The following is an 11,972-nucleotide window of genomic DNA, read 5'->3' on the forward strand; positions in this document are numbered from 1 at the left end:
TTGCGTGCAAATGTCGGGATGATCGCAGAAACAACGCCAAACGCTGGCAGAATCATGATGTAAACTTCAGGATGCCCGAAGAACCAGAACAGATGCTGGAACAGCACCGGGTCACCACCGCCGGCCGGGTCGAAGAAGGCCGTGCCGAAGTTGCGGTCCGTGATCAGCATGGTGATCGCGCCTGCCAGCACCGGCACCGCCAGCAGCAGCAGGAAGGCGGTGACCAGCATGGACCACACGAAAAGCGGCATCTTGTGCAGCGTCATGCCCGGGGCGCGCATGTTGAAGATGGTGGTGATGAAGTTGGCCGCGCCGAGGATGGACGAAGCACCGGCCAGATGCAGGCCGAACAGCGCCATGTCCATCGCGGGGCCAGTCTGGTAGGTGTCATCCGACAGCGGGGGATAGATGGTCCACCCCGCGCCCGCGCCGCCGCCGACGAACAGCGAGGCGCCGAGCAGCAGGAAGGCCGGCACCAGCAGCCAGAAGCTGATGTTGTTCATGCGCGGGAAGGCCATGTCCGGCGCGCCGATCATCAGCGGCACGAACCAGTTGCCGAAGCCGCCGATCAGCGCCGGCATGATGACGAAGAACACCATGATCAGCCCGTGGGCCGAGACATAGGCATTCCACATCTGGCCATCGGCGAAGATCTGCATCCCCGGCTCCTGCAGCTCGATGCGCATGAGCAGGGACAGGCCGATGCCAACGATCGCGGCGATCAGCGAGAAGCCGATATAGAGGGTGCCGATATCCTTGTGATTGGTGGAAAACAGCCACCGATTCACGAAGTTCGGCTTGTGATCGTGATGATCGTCGTGGGCGTGTGCCGCGGTCGCCATAGGGGTTTGTCCGCTTCTGATGTTGGCTTCGGGGCCGCCTTACCGGCGGGCCTCGGCGACGTTGATCTGGGGGGCGGTGGCGGGTGCGCCAGGGGCCGGAACGCCGGCCGCGAGCGCCACGGGCGGACCCGGCGGCAGCCCTTGCGCGAAGTTCGCCTGCGCCTGGGCGACCCAGGCCTCATATTCCGCCTGCGGCACGGCGCGGACCACGATCGGCATGAACCAGTGGTTCACACCGCAGATCTGGTTGCACTGGCCATAGAAGGTGCCCGGCCGGTCGGCGCGCATCCAGGTCTCCAGCGTACGGCCGGGAATGGTGTAGCGCTGCACGCCAAGCGAGGGGACGAAGAAGGAATGGATCACATCCTGCCCGGTCGTCAGCACGCGCACATTGGCGCCCACCGGAATCACCAGCGGGTTGTCCACGTCCAGGTTCCGCATCTGCCCGGCCTGCAGGTCTTCGGTCTGCACCGGGTAGCTGTCGAAGGTGAAGTTGCCGTTATCCGGGTAGCCGTAATGCCAATACCACTGGCGGCCCTGCACATTGACCGTGAGGTCCGCATCCACCGTCCGGTCCTGGTAGTAGATCAGCCGGAAGGACGGGATCGCGATGACCACCAGGATGAGCACCGGCACCACCGTCCAGGCAATCTCGAGCGTGGTGTTGTGGCTGGTGCGGGAGGGGTTCGGATTGGCCTCGGCCCGGAAGCGCCAGATCACATAGGCCAGCAGCGCGGCCACGAAGATCGTGATGGCGACGATGATCCAGAACACCAGCGCGTTGAAGGACGAGATCGCGTCCTTGATCGGCCCGCCGGAGGCCTGAAGCCCCATGCCCCAGGGCTGTGGCGCACCAATCATCGCCTCCTGCGCCAGGGCCGCTGCCGGAACGCCGAAGGCAGCCAGCGCCGCGGCCAGTCCTGCGAGGCCCAGCAGCCCGGTTGCCCGGCCCGCCATGCGAAGACCCGTCATTTTTCGAAACGCACCGATCACGTGCCGCATCCTGTCACCCCGTCAGCGCACCGCGTCGCACGCCGAGTCTGTCGCAAGACCAAGGGGCGGCCCGCCCGCCCAAGGCCCCAAGCGCGCCTCTTCCACCGCCGCCGCGGCAGGTCGCGCTGCGGGCGGACCATAGTGTCCACCCTTGCACCGCACAAGTGACGTCGCCCTTCCCTTACACAAGCCTGACCAGGCACTGCATCATTGGTAAGGTTACGAAATCCCGCAAACCGGGAATGCGCGCAGGCATCCTCGCACGGCATTCCTCAATCGGGAGGAAACACCGGCGCGGTGCAGCATCAGGCGGCGATCGCCAGCCCCGCCCCCGGCTGGTTCCGCACCCGCACCAGGGTGAACAGGCCGCCCGGCTTGCAGGCCTCCATCGCCTCCACCTGCACCAGTTCCGGGTCCAGCAGGTCGCGCAGCGCGAAATCCGGGTGCCAGCCCAGCAGGCGGGACAGCGGCGCCATGGCGCGTTCCACCCACCAGCGCGGGCCGTTCTCCGCCGCGAAATGGTTCACGAACAGCAGGTGGCCGCCGGGCCGCACGACGCGGGACATCTCGCCGAACAGGCGCTTGGCATCCGGCACCACGCTGGCGGTGAACATCGCCACCGCGATGTCGAAGGCGCCATCGGCGAAGGCCATGTGCTCGGCGTCCATCTCCGCCAGGCCGACCACCTGGCCCAGCCGCTCCGCCTGCACCCGCTGGGCCGCCTTCTCCAGCATCTCCCGCGACAGGTCCACGCCGACCACGCGCTTGTCGCCGTTGTAGCGCGGCAAGGCGAGGCCGGTGCCCACGCCCACCTCCAGCACCCGGGTGCCGGGCAGGCGATTGACCTCCGCCACCGCGCGGCGGCGGCCGAAGGCGGAGACGCCGCCGAAGACCGCGTCATACACCCCGGCCCAGCGCCGGTAGGCGTCGCGCACCCCCGCCGCATCGAGCGCGGTGCGCGGGTGGTCACGGTCGGGGGTATCGGTTCGGATGGTCATGCCGGGCCAATTGCAAAGGTGGGCATGGGCTAGTCCTTTCCGGCCGGTTTACGCAAGCCTGTTGATGACATCCGAACGTCATGCAAGCACCGGGCGATCAGCCTGCCTGCATCACGTCCCTGCCATCTGGCCCGATTCCGGGGCGGCGCCGGGCGGCGTCAGGGTGGCGCCGGGCGCCGCTCGGGCAGCGCCACCAGGATGCCGCCGGCGGCAATGATGGCTGCGCCCATCGCGGTCCAGCCATCCGGCCAGTCGCCGAACACCAGCACCCCGGCCAGCCCGGCCCACAAAAGCTGGGTATAGGACATCGGCGCCAGGACGGAGGCCGGGGCCCGGGCGAAGGCCAGCACCAGCAGGCAGTGCCCGGCGCCACCGAGCAGGCCGAGGGCGGCGAAAAGCGGCCAGTCCCAGACGCCCGGCGTCACCCAGACGAAGGGCTGCGCCAGGCCGGTGAGGATGGCGGCGGCGATCGAGGTATGCACGAAGGTGGTGTGCGGCTCGTCCACCGCTGCCAGCTTGCGGGTCAGGATCTGGTAGACCGTATTGGCCACGGCGGTGACCAGCGGCAGCAGCATGGCCCAGTGCAGCGGCTCCCCGGTCAGGAAGGGCGGGCGCAGCGCCACCAGCACGCCGGCCAGGCCGATGCAGCAGCCGAGCCAGCGGCGCGGCGACACCTTCTCCCCCAGCCAGACTGCGGCCAGCGCCACGGTCAGCACCGGTGCGGCGAAGGCCACCGCGGTGGCATCCGCCAGCGGAATATGGATCAGCGCCACGGACAGCGCCGCATTGGCGGTGGCCAGGCACAGGCTGCGCAGGGTCTGCAGCCCGGGCGCGCGGCTGCGGAAGGGTACCTTGCCGGTCAGCAGCTTCAGCGCCGCCATCACCAGCAGCGTGTGAAAGACGAAGCGCACGAACATGAGCTGCGGCACGGCGTGGTTCGCCACCAGCACCTTCAGCAGCGCATCCATGGCAACGAACAGCGCCAGCGCCAGAAGCTGCAGCAGCACGCCCTGTAGGGACCGAGACATGCACGCCCCTATGCCAGCGGAAATCCCGCCCGAGCACCCCGCATCCCCGCCTGTCCGCCCCGCTTGCGGGGCGGGGCCGGATCAGGCCGCGTCCTCGCGCCGGTCGCGCGCCTTCACATAGGCCACGGCGGCATGTTGGGTGCAGTAGGGCTTGCCGGGTGTCGCCTCGGCCGAGCAGAAGCGGAACTCCGGCGTCCCCGGCTCCCCGATCGGCCAGCAGCAGCTGCGGGCCGCGCCAAAGCGAGGGAAGGCGCGAACCACCGAAGGCTGCGGTGCGGGCATCGGGGCGCGCGGTGCCACCGTGCCGAGGGCCGGTGCGCTGGGCGCCGCTGCCGGCGAAGCACCGATGGAAGCGCCGGTGGGCGCCGCATGGGCCGGCGGGGCCGCGGGCAGGGTGCTGCGCGCCGCCACCGCCACTGGTCGCGGCAGGCGTGCCGGGCTGGCTTGCGGCGGGCGTTCCATGGTCGCCTCGCGCCGGATCGGGCTGGGGCGTGCCGGCAGGTTCAGGCGATGCGCCTTGCCGACCACGGCATTCTTGGAGATACCCATGCGACGGCCGATCTCAGCCGTCGAATGACCTTCCGCCCAGAGCGCCCGAAGCCGCTCGATGGCCTCCGCAGTCCAATCCATGCGCTCTCTCCACAACCCCGCCTGACACAACATACGGTAGGGCAACGCGGGGGGCGACTACAAGTTGTAGAATGCGCCGGGATGCAAGTTTCCTGTGGACAGAGTGCCGGGAGGGCAAAGGGGGGCTTAATATTGTTTCAGAACAGTAATCCTTTCTTCAGCATTCCATGCACGCCCTTCTCCCCGTTCACCGTCTGCGTCACCCGGAAATCCACCGCCAGGGAGCAGAGCTGGTAGGCGTCCGCCGCCGAGACGTTCATCCGCGCCACGATGAAGGCGATCATCTCCCGCAACGCCTGTTTCATCGCCAGATCAAGATCCTCGTTCAGCCCCATGGAGATGAAATGTGTCTTCGTCTCCGCGCGGGGGAAGCGCAGCGCCGGGTCCGCGGCGCCGCCGCCCTTCTCCAGCGTCAGGCGGAAATGACCGGTCAGGCACATCTCCAGCGCGTTGATGCAGACCTCGCCATCACCCTGCACGCCATGCCCGTCGCCGGCCGAGAAATTGCCGCCCGCCACATGCACCGGCAGCCACAGCGTGCTGCCCGCGGTCAGTTCCTTGTTGTCCAGGTTGCCGCCATGCGCCCGCGGCTCCTTGGTCGAGATCGAACCCCAGGCCGGCGGCGGCGCCAGGCCCATCACGCCGAAGAAGGGCGACAAAGGCAGGGTCACGCCCGGGCCGACCGGCACCGTGCCGGTCATCGCCGCCTTGTCCACCGGGATGTGCAGCATCCGCTGATAGGGAAAATCCTCCGGCAGCGTGCCGAATAGCGGGCGGAAGCCACAGAAACCCCAGTCGCAGCCCAGCTCGATCTGCTCGATATCGATCCGCAGCGCATCCCCCGGCTCGGCGCCTTCCACCGCCACCGGCCCGGTCAGGATATGCGGGCCGAGGCGCGGCGGCCTGGCGGCATGGATGGCGGCGAGTGCTGGCGGCAGCAGCAGCCCGCTCTCCGGCTTCGGCATCGCCTCCGGCGCGCCGGAGACGCATTCCAGCACCACCAGGTCACCGCTCGCGATGGTCGCCACGGGGGCAAAGCTGGCGTCGAAGGCGCCCCAGCGAATGGTCTCGGGCGTGGCAGCGATGCGGTGGCTGGCGGGCATGGGTACACCTCGGCTGATCAATTCCGGCAGTGCAGCAAGGCCGGCGCGGCCGGTCAATGCGTGCGCAGGCGCTCGCTCAGCCGGCGCTGGTCGGCCGGGCAGACGCGGCCGAGTCGGCGGTATTCCTGCGGCGTGTCGATCGCGTCGTGCCCCGCCTCCCGCGCCGCGCGCAGCCGCGCCAGCACCGGCTCCACCGCCGCCGTCAGATCCTCCTGCAGCAGCAGGGCGGCGGCGCCGGCATCCGGTGCCTCGGCGCGGGCGCGGGCGGCCCAGGCGCGCCCGGCCTGGCGCAGGCCTTCCGCGGCGTCGCGCAGCGTGCGGCGGTTGACCTCGGCATGGCGGCGCTCATGCGCCAGCACCTCCCGCGCCAGGCAGCCGCCGCGCGGAAGCTCGCGCGCCAGGCGGATGCTGTGCTCGGCATGCACCAGGCTCAGCCGCACCTCGGAGGGAACGCCGCAGACCGGCCCGCCGCTGGGCCCCTGGCTGCGGACCGTGATCTCGCTGCGCCATTCCACCCGGGACAGCGTCAGGCCCAGATGGTGCAGCACCGTGTCGTGGCTGACTTCCTCCGGCACATCGGCCATGCGGCGCAGCTCATCCGCGCTGACCGGCGCCAGCACGCGCACATCCGGGTCCGAGATGGTGACGCGCACCAGCGGCGTGCCGCGCGGCGGGCAGGCCACCGGCGCCGCGGTGGGCGGCGGCAGCAGGGCCGGTTGCCCCGCAGGCTGGGCCTGGACCTGCCCCGCGGCCACCAGCAACAGCAGCGCAAGGAGCAGGGAGGGCAGGATCAGAACCAGCCCTTCCGCTTGAAATAGACAATCGGCAGCACGGCGGAGACCACCATCACCCCGATCGCCGCCGGATAGCCCCAGACCTCGTTCAATTCCGGCATGAACTGGAAATTCATGCCGTAGATGCTGGCGATCAACGTCGGCGGCATCAAGGCGACGGAGGCCACGGTAAAGGTCTTGATGATGTTGCTCTGTTCGACGCTGACGATGCCGAGCACCGCATCCAGCAGGAACTGCGCCTTGTCGTTCAGCACCTTCGCATGGTCCACAAGGCTGCGCACATCGCGCACCAACGTCTTGATGAGAACCTGGTTCTCCTTGCGGACCGCATGCGCCTTCTCCGCCCCCACGAAGGTCAGGATGCGCGACAGGCCGAGCAGCGTTTCGGAGGCACGGGTCGTCACCTCGCCCACCAGGCCGAGGGTGATCAGCGTCTCGCGCAGATGCTCGCCGCCCAGGGTGGTGGTCTTGGAGGTCTTGGTCTTGGCCCGGGCACCACGGAACGTGGCGTTGGAGGCGCGGTCCATATCCAGGCCCAGCCGTTCCAGCACATCCGCCAGCCGGTCCACGATCTGCTCGAACAGATGCAGCATCACCCCATCCGGCGTGGCCACCATCGCGGGCGTGCGCTGGCAGCGCAGGGCGAACATGGTGAAGGCCTTGGGCGTGGCATAGCGCACGGTGACCAGCGCCTGGTTGCTGAGCACGAAGGTGATGGGGGTGGACGCATAATCGCCGCCCTCGACGCCATGCAGGAAATTGGCGGTCAGGAACAGCGTCTCCTCCTCCCGGTACAGGCGGGAGGAGCTTTCGATCTCCTGCATTTCCTCGCGCGTCGGAATCTCCAGCCGCAGCGCATCCTGCACCGCCCGCTCCTCCTCCAGGGTCGGGTTGAGCAGGTCGATCCAGACCGCGCGAGCGATCTGTTCCGGTGGCAGAACTCCGTCGCGCACGGTGAGGCGGCCGTCATCTACGGCGTAGCTCGTCATCATGTTGTAGTTGACTCCCGCGCCCCCGGGGCAGGGCCATCTAGCGCGACGCGACGGCGCCTGTCACGCGGCCAAGGGCAGTTGAAACAGCCGCGCGACGCCGGGGAAATCGGCAGCCCGCTGGTGTCGCCCGGAAGCCACGGTGCCGTCCTGCAGGCGGATCAGCTGGCAGGTCATCAGCCCGCTGGCCTCGGCCGCGTCCAGCTCCTCCGCCACGTCGGACAGGAACAGGATCCGCGCCGGGTCCTGGCCGGTCTGCGCGGCAATGGCGGCGTAGGAGGCAGCCTCGCGCTTGCCGCCGACCCTGGTATCGAAAAAGCCGGAGAACAGCGGCAGCAGGTCACCCGCCTCGGAATGGCCGAACAGCAGCTTCTGGGCGCCGACGGAGCCCGAGGAATAGACGGCAAGCGCCACCCCGGCCGCGTGCCAGGCGCGCAGGCAGGGCGCCACATCGGGCCAGAGGTGGCCGCGCAGCCGGCCATCGGCGAAGCCCGCCGCCCAGATCAGCCCCTGCAGCGATTTCAGCGCCGTGACCTTGGCATCCGCCGCCATCCAGCCGCGCAGCGTCGCCGCGCGGTCCGGCCCGGGCACCTCGGCCAGGATCGCCGCCACCTCCGGCTCCGCGCCGCGGGCGGCGAGGAAGGCGTCCAGCTCGGCCTCGGCGAACGGAAACAGCGTGTCCTTGACGAAGGCGATGGCGCTGGTGGTGCCTTCGATATCCGTCAGGACCAGCGCAGGCCGGGTGGTCATGCGGTCGCGGCGGGGAAGCGGGTCGCCATGTCGGTGCCGGTGTAGTGCGGGGTCCAGCCGGAGGTGTCGGTGAACACCCTCAGCACCGCGAAGTTCGGGTTCTCCCCGGCGTCGAACCAGTGCTTGCTGTCGGCCGGCACGGAGATCAGGTCGCCCGGGGTGCAATGGGCATCAAAGACCTTTCCATCCACATGCAGCACGAAATTGCCGGAGCCGGCGTGGAAGAAGCGCACCTCATCCTCGGTATGGATGTGCTCCGACAGGAATTTGGCGCGCATCGCATCCTTCTGCGGATGGTCCGGCGTCAGCTTGATGACATCCGCCGTGCCGGCGCCGGTCTCGCCCATGAAGCCATCGAGGCGCGGGCGATAGGCCTCCAGCACCGCCTCGGCCGGGGCGTCCGCCGGCAGGTCGGCCAGTTCCCAGCGCTCGAAGCGCACGCCGATGGCGGACAGCGCGGCGGCGATCGCGGCCGGGTCCTCGGTGACCTGGATCTGCTGATTGGTCGCGGCGTCCCACACGGTCAGACGGCTCATCGCAGGTTCCTTTCTTTCAGCGCCCAACGCTGCTCTTCCAGTTCACAGCGCAGCATGAATTCCAGCCCTTCCATGCGGGCCAACGCCGTGGGCATATCGGGCGCCCATACATAGGAACCATGACCTCGGATCAAGTAGCCGGGCGGAATGGCACCCATGTCCGCTGCCATGCCATCCCACAGCGCGTCCAATCCGCGCTGCATGCGGGCGATGTCCTGGTCGTTCGGCACCACCGGCACGGCCACTTCGGCGTCATGCGTCGGCAGGCCCGGAAACACCTTCAGCAGTTCATAGCCCGCCAGGGTCAGGCTGTTTCCGGCGAGACGGGACAGCACGGTGTTGGCGATGGAATGGCCGTGCAGCACCGCGCCGGCCTCCGGAAAGCGGCGATAGATGCCGCAATGCAGCAGGGTTTCGGCGGAGGATCGCTGCGCCGGGTTCTCCGCCACCCCGTCGAGGTCCACCACCATGACGTCATCCGGGGTGAGAAACCCCTTGTGGCGGCCGGAGACGGTGACGGCGAGCCGCCGCGCATCCAGCCGGACGGAGAAATTGCCCGCCGTCGCCGGCACCCAGCCCAGCGCATCCAGCCGCCGCCCCGCGGCGACGATCTGCGCCGCCGCCGCCTCCTGCCGCATCGGCGTCAGCGGCCCATCGGCGCGCGCACCCTGTCGCCCTCCGGAGCCTCGCGCCGCCACTGCCAGGCGATCAGGCCGAGGCCGACGGCGAGGCCCGCGAGGTCCGTCGCACCTTCCGGCACCATCAGCGCGATGGCGGCAATGCCGGAGACCACCCGCAGCGGCAATGGCAGCGCCGCCTTGAACATCCAGCCTTCCGTGGTGCAGGCGAGCAAGAACACGCCGAGCATGGCCGATCCCACGGCCTGCGCCACCTCCAGCGTATCACCCTGGCCGAGCAGCGCGGGCGAGAGCCAGAACATGTAGGGCACGATGAAGGTGGCGAGCCCGAGCTTCACCGCCTTCAGCGAGGTCTTCCACATGTCACCCCCCGCCATCCCCGCCGCGGCGAAGGAGGCGAGTGCGACGGGCGGCGTGATGGCCGAGAGCACGGCGAAGTAGAAGATGAACATGTGCGCGGACAGCGCCGGCACGCCCATCTGGATCAGCCCCGGCGCCACCACCGCGGCGGCGATCGCATAGGCCGCCGTGGTCGGCACCCCCATGCCGAGGATGATCGCGACCACCATGGCGAACAGCATGGCCAGCAGCGGCAGGCCGGAGGCGACCTCCAGCAGCAGGGAGGCGAAGCGGCCGCCAACCCCGGTCAGGCCGATGACGCCGGCGACGATGCCCGCGGTGGCGCAGACCGCGATCAGCTGCATCACTTCGCGTGCCGAGCCGGACAATGCCTCGAGGATGCCGCGGAACAGATCCACCACGGTGCCGACCAGCGCCTGCACCACCCCGGCGCGCTGCACCATCAGATGGTGCAGCAGGAAGGTGACGGTCATGATGATCAGCGCCGAGGCGATGCCCCAGGCGGCGGCACGGAACGGCGAATAGCCGCTCAGCAGCACCGTGATCAGGACGACCAGGGGCGCCAGCATGTAGACCCGGCGCGCGAGGTCCAGCAGTTTCGGCAGCTCGTTCCATGGCAGGCCATACAGCCGCGCCTTGCGGGCATGCAGGTCGCAATGGGTGTAGACCGCGAAGTAGAACAGCAGCGCCGGGATCACGCCGGCCAACGCGATCTCCGTATAGGGGATGCCCAGCACCTCGGCCATGATGAAGGCGCCCGCACCCATCACCGGCGGCGCCAGCTGCCCACCGGTCGAGGCCGTGGCCTCCACCGCGCCCGCGGTTTCACGGTCATAGCCGCCGCGGCGCATCATCGGGATGGTGAAGGTGCCCGAGGCCACGACATTGGCCACCGAACTGCCGCTGACCGTGCCGAACATGAAGGAGGACACGACCGCCACCTTCGCCTGCCCGCCCCGCGCCCAGCCCACCAGCCCCATCGCCAGATCGTTGAAATACTCGCCGGCGCGGGAGGCCTGGAGGAAGGCGGCGAAGGTGACGAACATGATGATGAAGGTGGAGGACACCTGCACGATGGTGCCCAGCACGCCATTGTTGTTGAACAACTCCACCAGCGCCTGGTCCAGCGCCACGCCGCGATGGTACAGCAGCCCCGGCATCCAGGGGCCGACGAAGCAATAGGCGATGAAGGTGCCGGCGATGATCGGCATGGCAAGGCCGGCGCTGCGGCGGGCGAATTCCATGACGATGAGGATGCCGGCCCCGGCCACCAGCAGGTCCCGCGTATTGGGGCCCATGAAGCTGCGCATCTCGATCCCGTCGCCGTCCAGCACGTAATGCGCGACGATCAACAGGCACGGGATCATCACCAGGAAGTCGTACCAGGGAACGGATTTGCCGGCCTGGCTGGCGGTGGGGGCGAACAGCGCGAAGCCGAGGATGGCGCCCAGGAACACATGCACCGCGCGCGCCACGGTGGGGTCCACCGGCATCACCAGCAGGATCCACATGTGCCACAGCACGAAGGCGGCGGCGGCGTATTTCCACAGGGCGCCCTGCCAGCCCACCAGGCTCCGGCGGAGCGAGGCGAATTCGGTGTCGTCCACGGGCTTCGCCGTGGCCGGGGCCGCGGCCACATCCTGCGCCAGGCCACCACCCGCTGAGGGGGCGGCCGAATCCGGCTGCCCCGGCTGTCCCGGCTGCTGCATTTTTTATCGCCCCCCGTTTGGCAGTCAAACGAAACGCCGGTCCCGTCAGGCGGAACCGGCGCTCAACGCCATGCCGCATGGTGCGGGACGGCGCACATCACAGGGGCGTGAGCTTAATACCGCTCATTGGGCCCGGCAACATCCGAGATTAAGGCTGGCGGCGCGCCCGCAAGGGCTCGCCGCCAGGCGCGTCAGGCCGCCGGACGCGACGGGTTGGCCGCCTGCGCCGTGTTGGGCTGGGTGCCCGGCGCGGCGATGGTGCCGGACGGCGGGACCGGGGTCTGTGCCGCCGGGTCGGCCGCCATCGCGGCGTCCTTGCCGTCTTCGTCCTTGATGTTGGCCTTGAAGGACTTGATGCCCTTGGCAACGTCGCCCATCAGCCCGCTGATCTTACCGCTGCCGAACAGCAGCAGGATCACGAGCAGAACGACAAGCCAATGCCAGATGCTGAAAGAACCCATTGCGACGCCTCGATCCCGTGAGTGGCCCGCCCGTGGCAGGGGGCCGAATTGCCTCGGGGCCGGAGAGTAATCCGCCCCGGCGTCTTCCGCAAACCGGACATGGCCTGTCGCCCAGCCCGAGACAACCGGGGCAGGCCCGAA

At 69.0% G+C, this 11,972-nt stretch carries 13 protein-coding genes; all 13 read right to left on the reverse strand.

Annotated elements, in window-relative coordinates; all coding sequences use genetic code 11:
- Nucleotides 1-842 (reverse strand): cbb3-type cytochrome c oxidase subunit I (locus Q8S40_RS00665; RefSeq protein WP_305668894.1); only part of this gene is annotated, 842 nt, incomplete at its 3' end.
- Nucleotides 843-881: 39 nt separating this feature from the next.
- Complete coding sequence (gene coxB, locus Q8S40_RS00670; protein ID WP_304814204.1) at nt 882-1,814, reverse strand: cytochrome c oxidase subunit II; 933 nt, start codon at nt 1,812-1,814, stop codon at nt 882-884.
- A gap of 326 nt (nt 1,815-2,140) precedes the next feature.
- Nucleotides 2,141-2,833 (reverse strand): class I SAM-dependent methyltransferase, encoded by a 693-nt coding sequence (locus tag Q8S40_RS00675; RefSeq protein WP_304814205.1) that lies wholly within the window; start codon nt 2,831-2,833, stop codon nt 2,141-2,143.
- 158 nt (nt 2,834-2,991) lie between these two features.
- Nucleotides 2,992-3,861: a DMT family transporter gene (locus Q8S40_RS00680; protein WP_304814206.1), complete on the reverse strand. Its 870-nt coding sequence runs from the start codon at nt 3,859-3,861 to the stop codon at nt 2,992-2,994.
- 81 nt (nt 3,862-3,942) lie between these two features.
- Nucleotides 3,943-4,491, reverse strand: a complete 549-nt coding sequence (locus Q8S40_RS00685; protein WP_305668895.1) for a GcrA family cell cycle regulator — start codon at nt 4,489-4,491, stop codon at nt 3,943-3,945.
- 137 nt (nt 4,492-4,628) lie between these two features.
- Entirely contained in the window at nt 4,629-5,594 is a 966-nt protein-coding gene (locus tag Q8S40_RS00690) for an acetamidase/formamidase family protein (RefSeq protein WP_304814208.1), read from the reverse strand.
- 53 nt (nt 5,595-5,647) lie between these two features.
- Nucleotides 5,648-6,355, reverse strand: a complete 708-nt coding sequence (locus Q8S40_RS00695; protein ID WP_304814209.1) for a hypothetical protein — start codon at nt 6,353-6,355, stop codon at nt 5,648-5,650.
- Nucleotides 6,356-6,384: 29 nt separating this feature from the next.
- Complete coding sequence (locus Q8S40_RS00700; protein ID WP_304814210.1) at nt 6,385-7,380, reverse strand: magnesium transporter CorA family protein; 996 nt, start codon at nt 7,378-7,380, stop codon at nt 6,385-6,387.
- 60 nt (nt 7,381-7,440) lie between these two features.
- Complete coding sequence (mtnC, locus tag Q8S40_RS00705) at nt 7,441-8,127, reverse strand: acireductone synthase (RefSeq protein ID WP_305668896.1); 687 nt, start codon at nt 8,125-8,127, stop codon at nt 7,441-7,443.
- Nucleotides 8,124-8,663, reverse strand: coding sequence for an acireductone dioxygenase (locus Q8S40_RS00710; RefSeq protein WP_305668897.1), 540 nt, complete (start codon nt 8,661-8,663; stop codon nt 8,124-8,126). The genes mtnC and Q8S40_RS00710 overlap by 4 nt, the downstream gene beginning before the upstream one ends.
- Entirely contained in the window at nt 8,660-9,301 is a 642-nt protein-coding gene (locus Q8S40_RS00715; RefSeq protein ID WP_305668898.1) for a methylthioribulose 1-phosphate dehydratase, read from the reverse strand. Before Q8S40_RS00715 ends, Q8S40_RS00710 begins: the two co-directional genes overlap by 4 nt.
- 5 nt (nt 9,302-9,306) lie before the next feature.
- A complete protein-coding gene (locus Q8S40_RS00720) occupies nt 9,307-11,370 on the reverse strand; it encodes a TRAP transporter permease (protein ID WP_304814214.1) in 2,064 nt (687 codons plus the stop codon).
- A gap of 191 nt (nt 11,371-11,561) precedes the next feature.
- On the reverse strand, nt 11,562-11,831 hold the full coding sequence (locus Q8S40_RS00725; RefSeq protein WP_305668899.1) for a twin-arginine translocase TatA/TatE family subunit: 270 nt from the start codon (nt 11,829-11,831) through the stop codon (nt 11,562-11,564).
- Nucleotides 11,832-11,972: the final 141 nt, after the last annotated feature.

Source organism: Falsiroseomonas sp., from assembly GCF_030695085.1.
Lineage (GTDB): Bacteria > Pseudomonadota > Alphaproteobacteria > Acetobacterales > Acetobacteraceae > Falsiroseomonas.